Annotated in this window: 22 protein-coding genes; all 22 read left to right on the top strand. The window is 47.9% G+C overall.

Features of this window, described 5'->3' with window-relative positions; all coding sequences use genetic code 11:
* The first annotated feature begins 6 nt into the window (after nt 1-6).
* The 22 genes from NTY76_02370 to NTY76_02265 are packed head-to-tail and all read left to right on the top strand — an operon-like array spanning nt 7 to nt 21,940.
* Nucleotides 7-897: a decaprenyl-phosphate phosphoribosyltransferase gene (locus NTY76_02370; GenBank protein MCX5677932.1), complete on the top strand. Its 891-nt coding sequence runs from the start codon at nt 7-9 to the stop codon at nt 895-897.
* On the top strand, nt 897-2,300 hold the full coding sequence (locus NTY76_02365; GenBank protein MCX5677931.1) for a radical SAM protein: 1,404 nt from the start codon (nt 897-899) through the stop codon (nt 2,298-2,300). Before NTY76_02370 ends, NTY76_02365 begins: the two co-directional genes overlap by 1 nt.
* Nucleotides 2,297-3,310 (top strand): glycosyltransferase, encoded by a 1,014-nt coding sequence (locus tag NTY76_02360; GenBank protein MCX5677930.1) that lies wholly within the window; start codon nt 2,297-2,299, stop codon nt 3,308-3,310. Before NTY76_02365 ends, NTY76_02360 begins: the two co-directional genes overlap by 4 nt.
* Nucleotides 3,307-4,071: a class I SAM-dependent methyltransferase gene (locus NTY76_02355; GenBank protein ID MCX5677929.1), complete on the top strand. Its 765-nt coding sequence runs from the start codon at nt 3,307-3,309 to the stop codon at nt 4,069-4,071. The genes NTY76_02360 and NTY76_02355 overlap by 4 nt, the downstream gene beginning before the upstream one ends.
* A gap of 39 nt (nt 4,072-4,110) precedes the next feature.
* Nucleotides 4,111-5,079, top strand: a complete 969-nt coding sequence (locus NTY76_02350) for a GDP-mannose 4,6-dehydratase (protein MCX5677928.1) — start codon at nt 4,111-4,113, stop codon at nt 5,077-5,079.
* Nucleotides 5,080-5,095: 16 nt separating this feature from the next.
* Complete coding sequence (locus NTY76_02345) at nt 5,096-6,136, top strand: MraY family glycosyltransferase (protein MCX5677927.1); 1,041 nt, start codon at nt 5,096-5,098, stop codon at nt 6,134-6,136.
* Nucleotides 6,129-7,364: an O-antigen ligase family protein gene (locus NTY76_02340; GenBank protein ID MCX5677926.1), complete on the top strand. Its 1,236-nt coding sequence runs from the start codon at nt 6,129-6,131 to the stop codon at nt 7,362-7,364. Before NTY76_02345 ends, NTY76_02340 begins: the two co-directional genes overlap by 8 nt.
* Nucleotides 7,361-8,452: a glycosyltransferase family 9 protein gene (locus NTY76_02335; GenBank protein ID MCX5677925.1), complete on the top strand. Its 1,092-nt coding sequence runs from the start codon at nt 7,361-7,363 to the stop codon at nt 8,450-8,452. The genes NTY76_02340 and NTY76_02335 overlap by 4 nt, the downstream gene beginning before the upstream one ends.
* Nucleotides 8,453-8,456: 4 nt before the next feature.
* Complete coding sequence (locus NTY76_02330; GenBank protein ID MCX5677924.1) at nt 8,457-9,809, top strand: radical SAM protein; 1,353 nt, start codon at nt 8,457-8,459, stop codon at nt 9,807-9,809.
* Nucleotides 9,806-10,963: a glycosyltransferase family 2 protein gene (locus NTY76_02325; GenBank protein MCX5677923.1), complete on the top strand. Its 1,158-nt coding sequence runs from the start codon at nt 9,806-9,808 to the stop codon at nt 10,961-10,963. The genes NTY76_02330 and NTY76_02325 overlap by 4 nt, the downstream gene beginning before the upstream one ends.
* Nucleotides 10,953-12,002, top strand: a complete 1,050-nt coding sequence (locus tag NTY76_02320) for a glycosyltransferase family 2 protein (GenBank protein MCX5677922.1) — start codon at nt 10,953-10,955, stop codon at nt 12,000-12,002. Before NTY76_02325 ends, NTY76_02320 begins: the two co-directional genes overlap by 11 nt.
* Nucleotides 11,999-13,012, top strand: a complete 1,014-nt coding sequence (locus NTY76_02315; protein MCX5677921.1) for a glycosyltransferase family 2 protein — start codon at nt 11,999-12,001, stop codon at nt 13,010-13,012. The genes NTY76_02320 and NTY76_02315 overlap by 4 nt, the downstream gene beginning before the upstream one ends.
* 1 nt (nt 13,013) lies before the next feature.
* Entirely contained in the window at nt 13,014-13,811 is a 798-nt protein-coding gene (locus NTY76_02310) for a glycosyltransferase family 2 protein (protein ID MCX5677920.1), read from the top strand.
* Nucleotides 13,765-14,565 (top strand): glycosyltransferase family 2 protein, encoded by an 801-nt coding sequence (locus NTY76_02305; GenBank protein ID MCX5677919.1) that lies wholly within the window; start codon nt 13,765-13,767, stop codon nt 14,563-14,565. The genes NTY76_02310 and NTY76_02305 overlap by 47 nt, the downstream gene beginning before the upstream one ends.
* The gene (locus tag NTY76_02300; GenBank protein MCX5677918.1) at nt 14,558-15,631 is read left to right on the top strand and encodes a glycosyltransferase family 2 protein; all 1,074 of its coding nucleotides are present in this window, start codon (nt 14,558-14,560) and stop codon (nt 15,629-15,631) included. Before NTY76_02305 ends, NTY76_02300 begins: the two co-directional genes overlap by 8 nt.
* A gap of 17 nt (nt 15,632-15,648) precedes the next feature.
* Nucleotides 15,649-16,347 (top strand): glycosyltransferase family 2 protein, encoded by a 699-nt coding sequence (locus NTY76_02295; GenBank protein ID MCX5677917.1) that lies wholly within the window; start codon nt 15,649-15,651, stop codon nt 16,345-16,347.
* A gap of 4 nt (nt 16,348-16,351) precedes the next feature.
* On the top strand, nt 16,352-17,734 hold the full coding sequence (locus tag NTY76_02290) for a radical SAM protein (protein MCX5677916.1): 1,383 nt from the start codon (nt 16,352-16,354) through the stop codon (nt 17,732-17,734).
* Nucleotides 17,734-18,099: a hypothetical protein gene (locus NTY76_02285; GenBank protein ID MCX5677915.1), complete on the top strand. Its 366-nt coding sequence runs from the start codon at nt 17,734-17,736 to the stop codon at nt 18,097-18,099. Before NTY76_02290 ends, NTY76_02285 begins: the two co-directional genes overlap by 1 nt.
* A gap of 13 nt (nt 18,100-18,112) precedes the next feature.
* Nucleotides 18,113-19,492 carry a glycosyltransferase family 39 protein gene (locus NTY76_02280; GenBank protein ID MCX5677914.1) on the top strand — a complete coding sequence of 460 codons (1,380 nt, stop codon included), beginning with the start codon at nt 18,113-18,115 and terminating at the stop codon, nt 19,490-19,492.
* Nucleotides 19,489-20,097 carry an HAD family hydrolase gene (locus tag NTY76_02275; protein ID MCX5677913.1) on the top strand — a complete coding sequence of 203 codons (609 nt, stop codon included), beginning with the start codon at nt 19,489-19,491 and terminating at the stop codon, nt 20,095-20,097. The genes NTY76_02280 and NTY76_02275 overlap by 4 nt, the downstream gene beginning before the upstream one ends.
* The gene (locus NTY76_02270; GenBank protein MCX5677912.1) at nt 20,094-21,227 is read left to right on the top strand and encodes a glycosyltransferase; all 1,134 of its coding nucleotides are present in this window, start codon (nt 20,094-20,096) and stop codon (nt 21,225-21,227) included. Before NTY76_02275 ends, NTY76_02270 begins: the two co-directional genes overlap by 4 nt.
* Entirely contained in the window at nt 21,224-21,940 is a 717-nt protein-coding gene (locus NTY76_02265) for a uracil-DNA glycosylase (GenBank protein MCX5677911.1), read from the top strand. Before NTY76_02270 ends, NTY76_02265 begins: the two co-directional genes overlap by 4 nt.
* Nucleotide 21,941: the final 1 nt, after the last annotated feature.

Below are 21,941 nucleotides of genomic sequence, written 5' to 3'. Positions count from 1 at the left end.
CCGCTAATGAAGATTCTCAAAAAGATAATAATATCCATGCGTCCGGAGCAATGGACAAAGAATATCATTGTTTTTGCCGGTCTTTTCTTCGCTAAGAAGCTCAGTGACCCCGCCACGCTCTTTTCTACTATTGAAATATTCTGCATATTCTGCATAGTATCATCGGCCTCTTATATCCTGAACGATATCATAGACAGGAAAGAGGATATGCACCATCCCGATAAATGTAAGAGGCCCATTGCCAAGGGCGAGCTGAATATAGGCCCGGCAGCGGGTGTATCGTTCGCGCTTGTATCGACAGGCCTTTTCTGGGCGTGGATGCTTTCCGGCAAATTGTTTGCGATAGTCGTGATATTCCTGGTCCTCCACATCGCATATGATCTGGCGCTAAAGCATATTTCTATCATAGACGTATTTGCCATATCGCTTGCCTTCATCCTTAGGCTGCTTGCCGGTGTCTCTGTAAGCGGTATCACGTCCCTGATATCATCATGGATCCTTTTATGCACATTTTTGCTTGCATTATTTCTGGCGCTTTGCAAGAGGCGGGCCGAGATGGCGCTTCTTCTGGAGAGATCGAAGCAGCACAGAAAAAGCCTAGAAGGCTACAGCCTTGAGTTCCTCGACCAGCTCATTACCATAGTGGCCGGGTGCTCCATTCTCAGTTACGCGCTGTATGCTCTTTCGGCCGAAACGGTCGCAAAGCACGGGACCGATAAGCTTAAATACACGATACCGTTCGTAGCATATGGGATATTCAGGTATCTCTATCTGGTGAATATGAGGCGGGGCGGATCTAACCCGGAGAAGATACTTTTGAAAGACATCCCGTTCCTGGTGAACATTCTCTGCTACTGCGCGATTGTGTATTTGCTGGTCTACCGGGGTATCTTTTGATGGCACGGGTGCTTTTAGTAAAGCCTATCAGCCAGTATTGCTATACTATCGCGCCGAATCTCGGCTTGGGATATCTGGCGTCTGTGTTGAGGAACGCCGGGCACGATGTCACATTTCTCGACTGCGACAAGGAGAGGCTTTCCCTTGAAGGTTTCGCCGATCGCTTAAAGGGAGAGGTGTACGATGTGATCGGGTTCCAGCTTTATACGAACGGGCTCTATACTGCGAGAAAACAGCTGGAGATAGCGCGGCAGCGCATGAAAGAGGCACTGATAATCGTCGGAGGGCCGCATGCGACAGGCGACCCGCATCAGACGCTTGCGTTTCTTAAAGATGCCGATCTTGCCGTCTTGGGAGAGGGCGAAAATATAATAGACAAGATAGCGGGTTTGAAGAGGAGCGACGTAAAAGATACGTCGGTTCTGGCAAATCTCAGCAATATCGCGTATAGGAACGCCGCCGGCGCCGTATGTGTCAATCCCATAAGGAACATAGGCGACCTGGACAGCCTGCCGATGCCCGCATGGGAACTTATGGATCCGAGGAGATACCCGGAAGCGCCTCATGGGACGTTCGCGAGGTCTTTTCCGATAGCGCCGATCATTACAAGCCGCGGATGCCCTTATTCGTGCACATTTTGCGCGAGTTTCAGGATACATGGCAGGAAGATGCGCAGGAGAAGCAGCGCCGCCGTGCTGGATGAGATAGAGTATCTGAATAAAAAATTCGGTGTCAGGGAGTTCCAGATAGAAGACGATAATTTCACGATGGGCAAAGAGTATGCGAGGGAGGTGCTGTCCGGTATTATCGAACGGGGCCTGAGGGTGTGGATATCTTTGCCTAACGGCGTGCGGATAGATGCCCTCGATAAGGAACTGCTTCAGCTGATGGAGCGCGCGGGCTGCTATTCTTTGGCGATCGGTATCGAATCGGGATCGGACAGAATACTGAAAAAACTGCAAAAGAGCCTTACGACGAAGGAGATCGAAGAAAAGCTGAACCTGGTAAAAAAGCATACAAAGATAAGAGTCACAGGATTTTTTCTTATAGGGCATCCCGATGAAACGGAGGACGATATCAAGAAGAGCATAGAGTTTGCGTTAAGATTGAAGTTGGACAGAGCAAGCTTTTCTCCGCTCATGCCGCTTCCGGGAAGCGCGATCTATGATGAATGGAAGGGAAGAGTCGATTTTGAAAATGTCGACTGGAACAAGTTTCTATACTATCAGTTCATTCCTTCGGTTTCGCCCCTTCCCGTTGACATGCTCGAACGCTGCCTGAAAAGCGCGAACGCGCGGTTTTACATAAGACCGCATATATGGCTCGGCCTTCTCGTAGAGGTGAGGACGCCGTATCAGTTCAAGATGCTCCTGAAGAGGGCGCGAAAGATACTTGTCGGTTGAAAAAGGAAAAGTGGATGATATCCGTCATTACGCCGGCTTATAACAATCCGGATAAGCTTGAAAGGTTCTTGAGGTCTGTTGAAACAAACAGGACTTTATGCGCCGACGCCCTTGAGGTGATAGTTGTCGATGACAGCTCGACGCTCGACCTCAAAGCGACGACCGATAAATTCAAGGATGTCATCTATCTGCGTCTCGAGGCCCATCCGGGGCCGGCCGCGGCAAGGAACAGAGGTGCAGGGGAAGCTAAGGGCGATCATCTGATATTCTTCGACTCCGATGTAATTTTGAGGCCGGATACGCTGAAGCTTTTCGTAGATAATTTTAAAAAAGGGGAAGCGGCCGTAGCGGGCGAATATGATATTGAGCCCGCCGAAAAGGGTTACTTCGCGTATTTCAAGGCGCTTCTGACCGAATCGTGGACGCCCAAGACAAAATATGTGAGCGTTTTTGCGCTGAGGGCCGCCGGTATAACCAGAGATGCCTTCAAAAGAGTGGGCGGGTTTAACGAGGACATTACGACGGCATCGGTCGAGGATTTTGATTTCGGGGAACGTCTTAAAAAAGCCGGCATACTGATCGCCTACGACCCGGCTATTGTTGTTCAGCACTTTCACCCCTCCTTCAGGAAACAGATGAAATTATTTTTCTTAAGGTCGAGGGATTGGACGGAGCTTTTTTTAAAAAGAGGCGGAAAATTCGATAACTGGTGCGCTAGCCCGTCCGAAGGCCTGGCGAGCGTATCGGGCGCGTTCTTCATTGTGAGCATCATTCCGTTCCTTATCATAAATAACAGGTTACTTATTGCGCTTTCGCTTGCATCATTTATTCTGTATGTGCTCTTTAATATTGATTTTATAAAAATAGCGTACAAACGCCGGGGCCTTTTTTTCGTGCCGATCGCTCTGGCCATAAAACTGCCGCTTGCGCTTATGGTGACGCTCGGATTTGCCGCGGGCATTTTTCAATTTGTTGGAGTAACATTCGGAGGGAAGGCGCCAAAGCAATGAAGTTCGATAAACTGGAAGCGATCACACCTACGGAATATTCGCGGGACGTCTATATCGATAAGATGTTGTCGATATTGGGCAGCCGGGTCAAGAGCGTCTGCGATGTCGGCTGCGGCGTCGGCAACCTGTTGCTGGCCCTCGAAGACCGGTTGGCCGATGCGAAGGGCATAGACACTTCGGACGAAAGCCTGAGTCTGGCCAGAACGAAGATAACCTCTCCGCGCATAAGGCTTGAAAAGAAGAGCGCGCTTGAGCTTGATGAGCAGTTTGATCTTGTTTTTTTGACCGATATCCTCGAACATATACAGGACGACAGGAGCATGATCCGCTCTCTCCACGATAAGGTGGTAAAGAAGAACGGGTATCTGATAATGACGGTCCCCGCTCACAGAAGGCTGTATTCGAAGTTCGACAGGAACGCCGGCCATTACCGGCGATATGATAAGGCCGCTCTCCTCGCTCTTCTGAAAGAGGGCGGTTTCGAGCCGATGTTATGCTGGTGCTATGGCCAGCTTGTCTTTCATTATATTGCGAACGCGATGCTGCTATTCGACAGGAAGGATCGCGCGAGTAAGGGGGCCGATACGGATAAATGTTTCAACGAGAGGACGCGCGTCAGCGCCATACGTGAGTTTTCAGGAATTTCGAAGCTCCTCGTCTCCAGAGTGAACCTCATTCACCGCATCTGTTTCGCACTGGAGTACATGTTTAAGGATCTCAGCTTGGGAATAGGATACTGCGTATTGTGTAAGTCTCGTTAAGAACGGCTATGCCGGAAATAATATAACAAGGAGAGTGACATGAAAAGTCTTATAACAGGTGGAGCGGGCTTCATCGGTTCACATCTCGCGGAAGAGCTCTTACGGAGAAATGAAGAGGTAGCGGTCATAGATAATCTATCGACGGGCAATATGGAAAATATCAAACATCTGAAGCTCAATCCGAAATTTTCGCTGTATATAGACACGATCATGAATGAGAAGCTGATGAAACGCCTTGTAAGAGACTGTGATACCGTATATCATATGGCGGCCGCCGTAGGAGTTAAATATATAATAGACAATCCTCTTGAATCTATGCATACGAACGTGCAGGGCACCGAGATCGTCCTGGAGCTCGCGAATTCTATTGGTAAGAAGAAAGTGATAATAGCGTCCACTTCGGAAATATACGGTAAGGACAGGCCCGGGAAGAGAATCTTTAAAGAAGACGATGACAGGGTGCTGGGCCCGACCACGATCTCGAGATGGAGCTACTCCTGCGCTAAGGCTATGGACGAATTTTTATCGCTGGCATACTGGCGCGAGAAGAAGCTGCCGGTGGTCATCGTGAGATTTTTTAATACAGTGGGTCCGCGCCAAAGCGGTATGTACGGCATGGTCGTACCGCGTTTTGTTAAATGCGCGCTCTTAGATAAACCAATAATAATATACGGGGACGGGAAGCAGACGAGAAGCTTCACCTATGTCTCGGATGCGGTACGGGCGATAACGGCCCTTGCGAATAATCGGAAGGCCGTGGGGGAGATATTCAATATAGGTAATCCCAATACCATCTCGATACAAGCCCTGGCGGTGAAGATAAAGAAGCTCACCAAATCGGATTCTCCCATTGTGCATATTCCCTACGAGAAGGCGTATGAGAAAGGTTTTGAGGATATGAGGCACAGGGCGCCGGATATTAAGAAGATAAAGAACCTTATAGGTTTTCAGCCGAAGGTGGATCTGGAAGAGATGCTTATGAATATAATCAGGTATTTTAAGAAATAAGGGTCGGGGTGGATTTATGCTGAGGATAAAGAACGTTATCGAAATCTTCGTGCTTACGACGGTGATCTCTTATATCATTACTCCCGTCATCAAAAATATTGCCATTAAGCTTAAATATATTGACCATCCCAAGATCAATAAGGTCCATGCCCATCCCACAGCTCTTCTGGGAGGTGTCGCTATCTATCTATCATTTATAGCCGGACTCATTACCACCATCGGCTTTACATTGGATATCAAATTGGTTAGCATCATTACCGGAGCCACATTCCTGCTGATCGTCGGCCTTGTAGACGACAGGATGGGGATGATGCCCGAGGTAAAATTACTAGGCCAATTTCTTGCGGCGATGATAGTGATCAAGTCAGGAGTCAGGGTGGACTTTCTGCATAATTACTATCTTGATACACTGTTTACATACTTCTGGATAGTTGGCATCACCAATGCGTTTAATCTTCTGGATAACATGAACGGCCTTTCGGCGGGAATAGCCGTGATAGCTTCGGTATTCTTCGGGATTGTCATGTGCACGAGTAATCAGATAGACGTAGCGATCATAGCGTTTGCTCTCGCAGGCGCCGGCCTCGGTTTTTTGAGGCACAATTTCCCAAAGGCGAGCATATTTATGGGAGATACGGGAAGCCTGGTGTTAGGTTTTGTGCTGGCGGCGCTCGCTGTAATGGGAAGCTGGAGCACAAGATTTCTTACCACGTCACTTGCTATGCCGATACTTATACTGGCTTACCCTATATTCGACACCATACTCGTCACTGTGATGAGATCGATCGAGGGACGCTCCGTATTCCAGGGCGGCCGTGACCACTCGTCGCATAGGATAGCTCTTCTGGGATTCAGGAAGAGAAGAACCGTTATAGCTATATACGGTATATGCGTAGTGCTCGGGCTATCGGCTCTGCTGGTGCAAAGGCTGCCGCTTAAATCGGCTCTCGTGCTGATCGGATGTGTTATCATTTTGATGGTGACGCTGGGAGTAAGGCTCGCTTTCGTAGATACGGGTAGATTTGGCAGGAATAAAGGAAAGAGGGATTTTGAATAATAGAGAGCGATTGGATATAATTTTTAGTGAAACGATAAAATGGTGCCTCTATGCGGTAGTCTTCGCCGCGCCTTTTTCAAAATCAATATCAGAAATTGGCATAACGATCGCGATAGCTGTGTGGATAGCCCAAAAGTTATTGAATCGGGACGTGAAGGCGGCAAAAATAGAGATGGGCATCGGCCTGGCAATATTTGTTATCGCTATCCTACCCTCTTTCTTTAATACCGCTTATCCGTCTCTCAGCATAAAAGCATTTTTTACAAAAGTTTTAAAATACGTATTTTTGTGTATTGTGATGGCAGACACCATAAGGACTAAGGAACGGCTGAAGGATCTTTTGACGGTAGCATTTTTATCCATCGCGATAATAACGATCGATGGCCTTGTCCAGCACTACACCACAGGATATGATCTGCTGCATAATTATCCTTCTTTCAGTATGCGTCCGATTTTCGATGGAGCAGGATTCTTCAGAGGGTATCCTACGGCGTGTTTTCCATATCCGAACGATTTGGCGGCATGGATATTGCTGATGCTCCTGCCTATTGCCTGTGTCACATTATTCGATATGAAGAGGTCCGTGCTCAGATATTTGACGGGATTTGCATCGGCAGCATTGTTCTATCTTTTTTTTCTGGCCAAGGCCAGAGGCGCCTGGATAGGCTTGGGCATATCCATGTTATATCTGGCGTTTTCAAAACGCAAGATATGGATAGTGCTCCTGCTTGTCCTGGTCCTTTCCGCCTCCGTTCTGGTCAAGACCGAGATGACGCGCGCTATATTCGCAACGGGCAGCATCAGCGACAGAGTCAGTATGCTTGGCACTTCCTATCAGATATTCGTCAAACATCCTGTGATAGGTAACGGACTTAATACTTTCTTCGTTAACTTTATGAAATACAGGAATGACGAATGGAAAGGCAAGAAAGGGAGCTATGCCCATAACTGTTATCTGCAGATGGCGGCGGATACTGGAGTTGTGGGGCTGGCCGGATTCCTATTTCTAATTATTTTATATTTCCGGGCGGTTATAAAAGAGTTAAAGGTCATCAAAGACGATTTTTACCGGACGGCTCTCTGGGGTATATCTATCGGCGTCTTCGCTTTTCTGGTTCATAGTTTCTTTGACACCAATCTATATTCTCTGAATCTGGCGACCCTCTTCTGGTTTGCCATAGGTACAAGTCTCGCAATTATCAGGGTATCCAAGACCACCGGCTTATGAAGATTAAAAAGATCCTTATTATAAATCCCTTTGGCATCGGAGATGTCCTATTCTCTACTCCGCTTGTAGAGATATTGAAAAGCAGATATCGCGACTGCTTTATAGGCTACGTTTGTAATAAGAGATCTTACGAGGTCATAAGATCAAACCCGAAGATCGATAAGTTTTTTATATACGAGAAAGACGATTACAGGAAAGCATGGGAGCGGTCGAAGATGGGATGTCTTAGACTGATCTGGGACTTCCTGATGACCCTTATGCGGGAAAGATTCAACATCGCCATCGATCTTTCATTGGGGTACCAGTATAGCCTGCTCTTAGGTCTTATAGGGATACGGGAAAGATTCGGATTTAATTACAGGAAGAGAGGCCGGTTCCTTACCCGTAAGATAGATATAGACGGTTTCAACGAAAAACATGTCGTGGAATATTACTGCGATATATTGAAATTTCTGGATATCAATATAAGGGATCTTAAACCAAGCCCCAAAGTCTATATAACGAACGAAGATATTGCCTGGGCAAACGACTTCCTGAAAGCTAACGGTGTTACCGAGAGCGATTCTTTGATAGGCGTGATACCCGGATGCGGCGCGAGCTGGGGGGCCGACGCGCGCCACAGGCGCTGGGATAGCGACGGATTCGCGAAGGTGTGCGACGGCCTGGCGGAGCGTTACGGCGCTAAAGTGGTGCTTCTGGGCGATTCTCACGAAACAGAGATATGTGATAATATCCAAAGTAAGATAAAAAGCAAGGCTATAATGGCCTGCGGCAAAACGAACCTCAGGAATTTTCTAGGATTGATCAACAGGTGCAAGCTTATCATAACCAATGACGGCGGTCCGCTGCATATGGCGGTGGGCTTAGGGTTGAATACGGTGTCGATATTCGGGCCCGTAGATGAAAATATATACGGGCCGTATCCGATGTCCAAAGATCATATTGTCATATCGAAAGGCGACATCCCCTGCAGGCCCTGCTATAAAAAGTTTAAATACAAGATCTGCGAAGATAGGTCGTGCCTTAAGTCCATAAAGGCTGATGAAGTGCTGGAGGCGGCGGGCAGATTTTTATCGAAAGGCGCATGATCCTATGAAGGTATTGCTGGTATTCGCGGGAATAGCCGAAACGGGTTTTAACCGGTCCGGAGAGAGGTTTAAACTTGTATGGATAAATCATGGTCTGGCTTCGATATCCAGTTCCGTCAAGAAGGCCGCTCACGAAGTGAGCCTTATAGATTTGAGGCAGCTTGCGTCCTGGGATGAATTTAAGGAGAAGGTTAAGGCCTCTATGCCTCAGGTGGTCGGCTTTACGATGATGAGCGTCGACTATGAGACGGTTACCCGGGCCATTGCTATAGTAAAAGAGATAGATAGGAATATAAAAGTGGTAGTTGGCGGACCGCATCCGAACCTTGCGCTTGAAGAAGTTAAAGAGAACCCCGGCATAGACCATATAGTGCTCGGCGAAGGAGAGATCAGCTTCGTCGAACTGCTCAAGGACCTGGAGTCAGGGAAGACGGCCGATCGAATAATAAGAGGCGTGAAGCCGGACCTGGACAGCCTTCCCTTCGCCGACAGGGAGATATTCGCCGCCGGAGAAATGCCGATAGACCATTTCCTCAGGATACCTTTTGTCACGATAATAGCCGGCAGAGGCTGTATCTACAATTGCAGTTTTTGCCAGCCAGCCGAGAGGATCATATTCGGCTCCAAGGTCAGAAGGCGGAGCGTAAAGAACGTTATGGATGAATTGAAGCTCTTGCGCGAAAGATCGAATTTTCAGAGCCTGATGATCCATGACGATTGCCTTACCGAAAACAGAAAATGGGTAATGGATTTCTGCGATGAGTATAAAAAGAACAGGTTCGGCCGGCCATTCATCTGCCAGTCCAGGGCCGATATAATATGCAGGAACGAGGATATGGTGAAGAGGATGGCCCGCTCAGGGCTCGTAATGTTCCTGATAGGATTCGAGAGCGGGAACCAGAGGGTGTTGAATTTCTTAAGGAAGGGGACAAAGACCGAACAGAATTACAAGGCGGCGGCTATATGTAAGAGATACGGCGTCCGCGTCTGGGCGAATTATATGCTGGGTATTCCGACCGAGACTAAGAGAGAGGCTCTTGATACCCTTAAAATGATACGAAAGATAAAGCCTTATAGGGCGAGCCCCGCTTTCTTCACGCCGCATCCCGGCAGCGATCTGTATAAATATTGCGAAGAAGAAGGTATATCTCTCATAAAGAGCCATAACGATTATTCCCGCTCCCCGGACAGCCCAAAGATAAAGGGGATAGATTATGTTTTCCTGAAAGGGGTTCTTGAAGAATCAAAGAAAGTGCCGCTATCGGTTAAGATAAAGAGAAAGATCGACCATACGGTGGAGCGGAAGTTAAAGAAGCACATTATAAAATTCAAGAAGAGGCTGGGGGTGGCAGTATGAAGTGCGACATAATCATCCCTGTCTGGAACCAGTTATCTTTCACCAAAGATTGCCTGGAGCATATCTTACGAAATACCCGCTATCCTTACAGGCTTATTCTTATCGATAACGCAAGCGAGAAAGATACGGAAGAGTACCTGCGCAAGTTTGCCTCTGATAACCCGGATAAGACGGTGCTTATACGAAATAAGGGGAACGCCGGATATATAAAGGCGGTTAACCAGGGACTTAAGATCTCCAGCGCTCCTTACGTTTGCATGATGAACAATGATACGATCCCGGCTCCCGGATGGTTAGAGAGTATGGTGGAGTTTGCCGAGACCCATCCCGATGTCGGTCTTATAAACCCCCAGTGCGGCGGCCATAGCGATGCTTCAGTCGACGCTTATGCGCGGACGCTCGAGCGCTATAAGGGCGAGTATATGGAGATGAACCAGTGCCAGGGCTTCTGTATGCTCGTGAAAAGGGAGCTGATAGATAAGATAGGCGTTCTGGATGAGGCTTTCGGCATAGGCGGCTACGATGATACAGATTACTCGATAAGGGCCCATAAGGCGGGATACAGGTCTGTCTCCATACGTGACTCCTATGTCTACCACCGCATTCATGCCTCCTTCGATAAGGCCGGTAACAGGGAAGAGTGGGTGAAGAGAAACCAAAAGATTTATTACGATAAGTGGGGGAAGCATCTCCGCATAGGCGTCTTATCCTCGCTCAATACGCTCGATCGCGCCGAGATATCAGGGCTGACAGAGTATGTCTACGGCCTCGCCAGGGAATGGTCCTGGGTCCATCTATGGATCAATTCCGCGCAAGGCGAAGACGCGATAAGAAAATTAATAGAAGGGACGATGAGGGAAAAGAGCCTTGCGCCGCACCAGAATATAAGGATAGACTATTTTAATCTCCCCCGGTTATTATTCGATCTCACAATCTCAGGGAAAATGATCGAGAGGTTGCGTAAACGTATGAAGGATAAGAGATTCGATGCTATAGTCTCCTTCGAAGATAAGGCTGGCGGGCTTGTTTATCCTATAGCAAAAATGACCGGATCGTCTGTAATAAAACCGCCTTCGCTGAAACGCGCGTGCGATTGGCTGGAAGAAGGCCGAAAAACCGCTTTGGCTGTAAAAGAGACACGCGATGGCAGATAGGACGGTCGACATCATAATACCGGTATTCAACGAGGCCGCGCTTACAAAGAACTGTCTGGAGAGCATCGTCAATAATTCCGATACGCCGTATCATTTGATACTGATCGATAACGCGAGCGGCGAAGAGACAAGAAAGTGTCTGGAAGAGTTTGTCAGGACGAATAGAAATTCCGTGCTTATACGGAACGGGACAAACCTCGGATGGGTAAAGGCCGTCAACCAGGGAATAAATATGTCGTCGGGCCCTTATATCTGCATTATGAACAATGATACGGTCGTGAGAACGCCCGGATGGCTCTATAAGTTGATAGCGGCCGTCGAAGCGAACCCCGGCGCCGGGCTCGTGAACCCGCGTTTTGAGACCAAGAACGCCGCTATTGCGGAAAGATATCCTTATATCGAGATAGATTTTTGCAGGGGCTACTGCGTTCTGATAAAGAGGGCGGTCATCGACAAGATAGGCGGCCTGGATGAGGCATACGGCCTGGGATATTATGATGATGACGATTTCTCGGTCAGAGCTATACGCGCTAATTTTCGGTGTATTCGCGCCAATGACATAGTGGTCGAGCACATTAGGGATTCTACATTTTCAACCGTTTTTAAAGACAAAGCCCGGCGGGAGCTTCACGAAAAGAATAAACAGTTATTTTATTCGAAATGGGGCAGGAGGCTCAGGATAGTCTTTATAGTTACGAAAACTTTGGACAAGGAGCGCCTTAAAGATGTGCTTCTCCTTCTTGCAAGACGGCAGCACATAGTCTATTTATGGAATTTGGCCGAACCTCTGGGAATACGGCACATAAATATAAGGGAGAGGATCTTCCCGAAAATCTTTCCGGGAGCGTTATTATCGCTTACCTTATTTATAAATTCTATTAAAAAAGAGGCTAAGCGCTATAACCTGGTGTTCGTCGACAACCCCGGAGTCGCCATGAAATTATCCGGAGACTGCCCGGCGGTGCATTGCGTCGATGTCGAAAGAGGGGCGGATAGAGTCTGCCAAATAGCCGATTCGGCGGCTAAGGATACGAGATGAAGTGTGATATAATAATACCGGTCTGGAATCAGCTCTCTTTTACGAAAGATTGCATAGATTCGATCAGGAAGAATACGCCCGGTGAATACGGGCTCATTGTAATAGATAACGCAAGCGGCGAGGAGACCGTAAATTATCTCGAAGGCCTCAAGGCATCCGGCGAGCTGCCGCTTAGACTGATCAGGAATAGTGAAAATTTAGGTTTTGTGAGGGCCGTTAACCAGGGCATGACCGCTTCGGAGGCCCCATTCCTCTGCCTTCTGAATAACGATACGATCGTTACAAAAGACTGGCTAAAGGAGATGATAGCTGTCGCCGACAGTTCGGCCGATATAGGGATAGTGAATCCGTCGAGCAATAATCTGGGCCAGAAGCCGGCGGATGGGGAACCGGTGGACCTCTATGCCGAAAAGATCAGGCGGCTTTCCGGCCGATCTGTGGAACTCGGCGCGGCGATAGGGTTCTGCATGCTGATCAAACGCGAGTTAATAAGAAAGATAGGACTCTTTGACGAGATATACGGGATGGGCAATTTCGAGGATACAGACTTCTCGCGTAAAGCCGTCAAAGAAGGATACAGGTGCGTCAGGGCATGCGGCGCATATGTATATCACAGGGAGAGCTCTTCCTTTGGAAAGGTGAAGACGTTTGATGAAGATTTTAACAGGAATAAAGAGATATTCGAGTTCAGGTGGGGCAAGCCCAAAAGGATCGCTTATATTCTCGACCTTTACGACGTCAATATCCTGAAGAGGCTGGAGATGGATTCCATCAAGCTTGCCAGGGACGGTAACTGGGTATGGTTCTTCGCTAAAGACGAAGTGAAGATGCCCGTCCATTCCAATATAACTATGGTGACGGCGGATAAGAATAATTTTTATATGAATACGGCGTTCAAGATACTGACGAAGAAGAAGCGTTTCAGCGAGATATTCGTAGGAGGCCAGAAATTCTGGAAGTTTTTAGATGCCCTTTCATTTATCCATAAAGCGAAAGTGAGGTACTATTAAGATGCCCGGTAAAGCGCCTGTCTCAATTGTAGTGATCACGAAGAATGAAGAGGATAACATAGCGGCCTGTCTCGAGAGCGCGTCATGGGCGGATGAGATCATAATCCTCGACGATGCCAGCACTGATGATACCGTGAAGATAGCCAAAGGGTTTACGGACAAAGTGTTCAGCCGTAAGATGGACATAGAGGGCAAACACAGGAATTACGCCTACTCGCTCGCGAAGAACAATTGGGTGCTCAGCCTGGACGCGGACGAGCGCGTTACTCCGGAGCTCGCCGAAGAGATTACGAATCTATTGAAAGGCGAGATGAAAGATAAGGCCTATACCATACCCATTAAGTCATATCTGGGTAAGAGGTGGATAAGGCATAGCGGCTGGTATCCTGCCGCGAAGGTCAGGCTCTTCGATAAGCGTTTCTTCAAATATGAGGAAGCGGAGGTCCACCCAAGGGTATTTATCGACGGCACGTGCGGCCATCTCAAGAAGGATATCATTCATTATTCTTACAGGGATTTTCATGATTTCTTTGTAAGCATAAATAACCAGACAACGCTCGAGGCAAAGAAGTGGTATAAGGAGCGCCGTAATATTAATTTTATAAAGATGTACCGCAAAGGCCTCTCGCGATTTCTGAAAGGGTATGTACAGAAGGGCGGGTTCAAAGACGGCCTCCTGGGATTTACTATTTCGTGGGCGGGCGCGCTATATCAATTTATGAGTTACGTGAAGTATAAAGAGATGCTCGACAATGAACCTAAGAAGGAGAGTTGCTGCTGCTGTCATGGAAAAGATTAAGATCACTGTAGCGATTATCACTAAGAACGAAGAGAAGCGTATTGCCAAGTGCCTTGAGAACGTCATCTGGGCGGATGATATAGTCGTGGTTGACGGTTTCAGCACGGACAAGACCATTGAGATAGCGAAGTCGCTAGGCGCTCGCGTAGTCGATCATAAATTTTCCGGATCATTCGCCGATGAGCGGAATGTAGGCAACGATAATGCGAAGCACGATTGGGTTCTCCATATAGACGCCGATGACGTCGTTACGGATAGTTTCAGGAAGAAGCTGGAGAAGGCACTCTCCGGAAACGAAGATGTAGTAATTTATAAATTCAGGAGGAGAAACTTCTTCTTAGGCCACTCGATGGACCATGGCGGGTTCCATCATTACATACCCAACCTGGTTAATAGGAAACATGTTAAGTACAAAGGTGAAGTTCATGAGGTGCCGGTATATGAAGGCGCTATGGGCGTGATCGACGCTGATGTAAATCATTATCCATTCGATTCGATCGATCAATTTGTTCAAAGGCAGAACAGGTATGCCGGTATCGCGGCCAAAAAGATGCTCGAAACTGAAGGCATATTAAGCGAGCGCCTGATAAAGAAGGCCCTTGTGAACAAGACATTCAAAATATTCTGGAAGTCTTATGTGAAGAAACAGGGGTATAAAGAAGGCATTTACGGGCTTATCTTCGGGATCCTGTTCGCGTTCATCAATTTTTTAAAATGGGCGAAGTACTGGGAGCTTGTGAAGAAAGATGAGTAAGTGCGATATTATAATTCCCGTCTGGAATCAGCTCGAAGTGACGCGCGAGTGCATAGATTCGATATTGAAGAATACGAATTATCCTTACAGGCTCATAGTCATCGATAACGGAAGCGAGGCCCCGACCGAAAGCTATCTCTCGGGCCTTAAAGAGAATAAGGGCCTGGACCTTCTATTGATACGGAACGATAAGAACCTAGGATTCGTAAAGGCGGTGAACCAGGGCGTGGTCGTTTCGGACGCGCCTTACCTGTGCATCATGAATAACGATACGATCGCCGCATCCGGCTGGCTCGAAGAGATGGTGGACGTTATTGAGGCGAACCCGTCCATCGGACTATTGAACCCGTCGAGTAATACGTCCGGGCAGTTCCCGGGAGAAAGGTCGATAGATGAGTATGCTCTCACCTTGAAGGGGTTCAAAGGACAGATACAGGAACTCTACACATGCCGCGGTTTCTGCATGCTGGTCACCAAAGAAGCGATCAAGCGCGTCGGCCTCCTCGACGAGATCTACCATGTCGGATACTTTGACGATACGGATTACTGCAAGAGAGCGCAGGCACTCGGTTATAAGACGGCACGCGCCAAGGCGGCGTACGTATATCATAAGGAAAATGTGAGCTTCAGGACTTTGAAGAATAACAAAGACCTCTTCAGTGATAACGAGAAAATATTTTTTGAGCGGTGGGGAAGGCATGTGAGGGTAGGATATTTCATAGACGGGCCGTTGTCCAATGAGAAGGCCGATGAGATCGCTACAAGCGTGGCGAGACATGGGCATCAGATCATGATATTCCTGAAGAAAGGGTTGAATTGGCCCGTAACCATCGATCATTTTGATATAAGGCGGGTGGATGTCAACCCCTTGCTGTTCGGCGTTGCGTCGATATACAAGATACTGAAGCGTAAAAAGAAGAAGAAAGTTGAGGTCCTGTTGACGGATAATAGATCCTTCGGAAGGCTGTTGAATATCACAAAGAGCCTGCACGGCGCGGACGTTATCGTCGGCCCGGATAAGGAGAGCCTGTTAACGCTTTTAGAGCGGAAATCGAAAGTATTTTAATTAAAAGGACGTGAATTATGCGAGAGAAGATCCTGTCGGTCGTGATGCCCGTCTATAACGAAAAGAATACGGTCACGAAGATAATGGATAAAGTGTTGAAGCTCGACATGGTGAAAGAGCTGATAATAGTCGATGACGGGTCCACGGACGGCACGAGAGATGTCCTGGCGAAAGTCGCAGCTGATCCCAGAGTGAAAGTAGTGCTCCATGAAAAGAATAGCGGCAAAGGCGCGGCATTGCGGACGGGCTTTAAGGCTGCTACAGGCGAGATAGTCACCGTGCAGGATGCGGACCTCGAGTACGATCCGAACGAGTTTGTGGAGATGGCTGCTCCGATAGAGGATGGTATGGCCGATGTTGTCTACGGCTCCAGGCTGTCGGGCGGCAAGCCGCAGCGTGTGCATATGTTCTGGCACAAGATAGGGAACAGCTTCCTTACGTTCATGATGAACTTCTTATATAACTCCACATTATCAGATATCGAGACGTGCTATAAGATGTTCCGAAAGAAGGTCATAGATGGTATAGATATAAAGTCGAACGATTTTTCGGTCGAGCCCGAGCTTACCGCGAAGATCCTGAAGGATAAGTCCTTGAGGATTTATGAGATGCCGATATCCTATTACGGCAGAAGTTATGCCGAAGGGAAGAAGATATCCTGGAAACACGGTTTCGGCGCGCTCTGGGCGATCATTAAATACAGGTTTGTTAACTGAGCTCATGAAAGTACTTCTGGTTAAGCCTTATAATCAGAGCGATCATATCCAGCCGTCTCTCGGCCTGGGATACCTGGCGAGCGCGATCAGGAAAGAGCATGATGTAATGCTCCTGGACTGCATCAAGGATAATCTCACGATCGATAAATTTGTGCCTATCCTTAAAGAGCATAACCCGGATATCCTCGGGCTGCAATGTTATACGTTCGACCTTCCGTTCATAAGGCTGGCGCTCCGCGCGGCAAAAAACCTCAATAAAGATATCGTGACCGTAATAGGTGGGCCGCACTCTTCGGCCCTGCCGGAGGCAACGCTCAAGGCCGAGAAGGACCTCGATTTTCTATTTGTCGGCGAGGCGGAGAAAGGATTCCCTCAGCTTGTGAACGCGGTCGAGAAGGGGCCAAAGGATTTCTCCGGAATACCGGGCCTCGGATTCAGGGAAGGCGGCGCTATAAAGATAAATCCTAAGATAATCGTGGATGACCTGGATAGCCTTGGGCTTCCGGCCTGGGATCTTATAAAGCCACAGGAGTATCCGGAGTCGCAGCATGGCGCTTTCTTTAAGCAGTTTCCGATAGCGCCCATCATGGTTACGAGAGGCTGCCCCTATTCCTGCACATTTTGCGCCGGCAAGATAGTCTCCGGAAGGAAGATACGTCGCAGGTCCATCGATAACGTTCTGGGCGAGATAAAGATGCTCAATAAAGATTTCGGAATAAAGGAATTCCATATAATCGACGACAATTTTACGATGGATAAAGAGTATGCGAAGGATCTTTTACGGAAGCTGAAGGAGCTGGATCTGGGCATGACATGGGCCGTCCCTAACGGCGTCAGGATGGACGCGCTCGATGATGAGCTTCTGGCCCTGATGAAAGAGACGGGGCTATACATGATATCGCTTGGGATCGAGTCCGGCTCGGATGAAGTACTAAGAGCCATGAAAAAAAATATCACCGTGGCCAAGATAAGGGAATGCGTTAACAGGATCGACAGGGCGGGCATAGATATAGCGGGCTTCTTCATACTGGGATTTCCCGACGAGACAGTGGCGACTATCAAACAGACCATAGATTTCGCCGTGGAGCTTCCGCTCAAGAGGGCCAACTTTTTCACATATCTGCCGTTTCCCGGAACGGAGAGCTATGAAAAGCTATTGGCGAGCGGAGAATTAAAGGATGTGGACTGGGAACGGTTTTATTTTACAAATGCCGCTTACGTGCCTCGTGGAATAACAAGAAAAGAGCTGAAGAGCCTGCACCGCCTGGCCTTCGCTAAATTTTATTTGAGGTCGCATATCATACTGTACCAGCTGAAGTCGATACAGTCGGTAAAACATTTCGGATTTTTAGCCCGGCGCTTTGTGCGCTGGATAGTGGCAAGTTAATGTCATTGCGAGGGAACGAAGTGACCGAAGCAATCTTAAAAGCGTTTTTCGCCGCCTGGGTTGCACTCTGGATAGGCTTTTTTGCGAGAGAGCTATTCGTGAAGAAGAATATCAATGACTACAAGGCTCTCTTAACGAGGACCCTCGAGGGTAAACATGCTTACGTTACTGGTGACAAGCTATACGAATTTTTAGTCTACTGCAAATCGAAGATGCCTGAAAATAGCACATATAAGATCGAAGGCCTAGAAGAGGGCGACATGGAATCGAGGAGAGCGGTCTATTATCTCTATCCTCGCCTCAGGAGTGCCGATCCGGATTTTGTTATAGATGCGAAATCATACACTATGAAGAGAGTAAGGTAAAGGAATAACGCCTTTGGAACTTATCAGTTTAGCCACTGTCTTAATAACCGCCGCATTTATAGGGTTTAACATCCTGTATTTGATCGCCGGAGGGTTCAATAGGCTATATCTTACAGAAACGGCTTTCATCTCGTATGCCTTGGGAGTCGGATTCATATCTCTCGAGATGCTCCTATTTTATTTACTTGGCCTGAAGTTCAGCATCTCCGGAATATTGATTCCGTGGGCTTTTCTTGTAGCGATAAATGCGTACCGGTATGTAAAGTCCGGCAGCAGGTTTATCTTTGCCGATCAGCCTCCGGTAAGCGATGAGAAAAATCGATTTTTGAATATCTTTCTGGCGTCAGGTATAACGCTTGAGGTGGTATATGCTTTTTTCAGAGCGCTCATCAAGCCTATTGAGGCTTATGATGCTGTAGCCATATATGCTATAAAGTCGAAGATATTTTTTCTGGCTAAGGCTATACCCGATACTTATTTTCCCAGCCTTGTCCACGGTTTTCCGCATCCGGACTATCCGCTGAACATACCGCTTACCGAAACTTTTATGTATCTGGCAATGCGGAATCTGAACGACCAATTGGTCAAGATCATCTTTCCGTTATTCTTTCTGGGAATACTCTCGGTTCTATATTTCGCCATAAGGCGCTTCGCTAGCCGTACATACGCGCTCGTCTTCACATTCCTGCTGGCAAGCATTCCGATGTTTAATTCTTACGCGGCCAACGCTTATCAGGAGTTGCCGCTAGCTTTCTACTACTTCGCGAGCGCCGTCTTTCTCCTGGCCTGGATCGAGGACAGGAAGGACCTGCGGTTTTTGGCTGTGTCGGCGGTGATGGTGGCCCTTGCCGGATGGACGAAGAATGAGGGTATGCTATATTGCGCGATAAACGCATCTCTTGTGATTTATCTTTCCATTACGACCCGTAAAGAAACTTCCGTAAAGACGATTTATGCTCCGATCCTCTATCTTGCCGTGATCGGAATCATCCTCGCGCCGTGGATATGGATAAAGGCGAGGTTCGGGATCGTGAACGACGAGATAAACCTGCTTAACCTGAACCCTGTGTATCTATTGAAACAGCTTCCTAAATTAGGGCCGATATTTTATGAGCTCCAGAAGCAGCTATTTGGCCCGAAGAAGTGGATCCTGTTGTGGCCCATCGCGATATTTGCCGCGATATTCAATTACAGGAAGATATTCACCGGCGCGCAGAAATATATATCGATATCGCTTATATTGGCCTTTTGCGGGTATGTGGTCTTTTATATGATATCCTATGTAGATGTGGTATTCTTCGCGAGCAAGACCTGGGGCAGGTTTCTGCTCCATTTCCTGCCGCTTCTCGTATTGTGGCTCGCCTATATGTTGAAAGAGGATATTAAATTATGATAAAGACGATCTTTATAGATAGAGACGGTGTGGTTAATAAAGATCCCGGCGGCTGGACAAGGCATCAATATGTGGCCGAGCTGAAAGATTTCCATTTTCTTCCGGGCGCGCTCGAGGCCCTGGCTCTCTTAAACCGTAACAGAGTGCAGGTCGTGATAGTATCGAACCAGGCCGGTGTGAATAAGGGGTACTTTTCGAAAGAGAGGCTGGACGAAATAACCTGCATGATGCTCTCCGAAATTAAAAAGAATAGCGGCAAGATAAGCGAGGTCTATTATTGCGTCCATACGAACGAGGATAATTGCAATTGCAGGAAACCCAAACCCGGCATGCTCGAACAGGCCATTAAGAAATACAGCGTTACGGCCCGCGATACCTTTATAATAGGGGACAGCGAGGTCGATGTCCTGGCCGGCAAGAGCGCGGGACTGAATACTATATTTGTGCTTTCCGGCAAGACCACCAGGGATGAGATGAGAAAGTGGAGCGTTAAGCCGGACTATATCTTTAAGGACCTCCTGGAGGCGGTGAAGTGGCTGCTTGTAAAAGAGAGAAGGAAATCCGAAAGGTCGATGCGAAGAGAAAGGGAAGGCAGGAAACAATGAAAAAGATATTGATAGCGTATGCGACGGCCGGCATAGGCCATAAAAAGGCGGCCCTGGCCGTGAAGGCGGCGCTCGATGAGATGAAGCCGGCGGATACGGAGGTGCGCATAATAGACGCGCTCGATTATACCAGCGAGTCATTCAAATGGTCATATCTGCAGATATATCTCTTCATGGTAAATAAGACGCCCACTCTCTGGGGGATCTCCTATTATCTTACGGACAATCCGTTCATTAACCTGATCGTCTCACAAATGAGAAGGCTTAACAATTGGTTCAATTCCGCAAAACTGCGCGAATATCTATTATCATGGAAGCCGGACGTAATAATCTCTACGCATTTCTTCGCAAGCGAGGTCATAGGAGATATGAAGAAGGCAGGCGCTCTCGACTCCCGCCTTATCACGGTCGTTACCGATTACAGGCTGCACTCATGGTGGATAGCGGGAGAGACGGATGTTTATGTGGTAGCCGGAGAAGATACCAAGTGCGATCTCTTGAAGTGGAAGGTTGAGGAATCTAAAATAAAGGTTTTAGGCATACCTATAGAGCCGGTATTTTCAAAACCCGTAGATGGAAAAGCGATATTGAATAAGCTGGGGCTCGGCGATGACCGCCTGACGATACTCGTTATAGGCGGAGGATTCGGCGTCGGGCCGATCGAGGCCATAGTGAAGACGATAGACAGCATATCCCGCCCGATACAGATAATAGCTGTATGCGGCCATAATGAAGAGCTTGTGAAGAGGCTCGAGGCCTTAAAGCCGAAATTTAAGGACAAGATGGCCGTCTTTGGCTTTGTAAATAATGTATATGAATATATGGAGATAGCGGACCTCCTGATCTCCAAGTCGGGTGGTATAACGGTGAGCGAGAGTCTTGCGAAGGAGCTTCCGATGATGGTGATAGCTCCGATCATAGGACAGGAGACCCGCAATAGTTCATTTATCGTAAGGCACGGCGCGGCAATTAAGGTGGATAGGATAGAAGACCTTAAGGATGCTCTGGAGAAGTTGACGGCCCATCCTGAAAGATTGGTCAAAATGAGAAGCGAGATACAGAAGATAAAGAAGCCGGAGGCCTGTTACGATGTGGCGAAACTGGCTATTGAGACTGCGAGCGCGAAATGAACCATGGTAGCGTGAATGAAAATAGGGAAAATAGGGCGCTGTCCCCTATTTTAACTATTTTAAGATCGGTTAAATCGTATATCGAATTTGAAAAAGAGTCCGGGACGGAGGAATTGTTTTCTTCGCAGCCTGCGGCGGGAAGCGCAAAGACTTCGGCAAGCGGAGACGTAAAGCAGCAGCTTGAAGCTCTGAAAAAGGAAGTGTTGCGATGCAGAGCCTGCGGTCTATCTAAGACGAGATTGAATGTCGTCTTCGGCGCCGGTAACTCGAGAGCCAGGTTAATGTTCGTCGGCGAGGCGCCGGGCTCGGAAGAGGACATCCAGGGCCTGCCATTCGTCGGACGCGCCGGACAGCTCCTGACCAAGATAATAGAGGCTATGGGCTTGGAACGGGAAGACGTTTATATCGCTAATATATTAAAGTGCAGGCCGCCCAATAACCGCGCGCCGCTTCCTGAGGAGATATCGGCCTGCAGGGAGAACGTGAGGCGTCAGATAGCCATAATAAAACCGAAAGTCATATGCACATTGGGAAAATTCGCGAGCCAGACGCTCCTCAACACGGAAACCACCATAAGCCGGCTTCGCGGTAGTTTTTATGAATACGAAGGTATAAAGGTGATGCCGACGTTCCATCCCGCATATCTTCTCAGAAACCCGCAGGATAAAAAACTGGCCTGGGCTGACATGAAAAAGATTAAGAAATTATTGTGAT

Source organism: Candidatus Omnitrophota bacterium, from assembly GCA_026387175.1.
In the GTDB taxonomy this organism is placed as follows: domain Bacteria; phylum Omnitrophota; class Gorgyraeia; order 2-01-FULL-45-10; family 2-01-FULL-45-10; genus CAIMPC01.
This window is presented reverse-complemented; position numbering and strand designations above follow the sequence as displayed.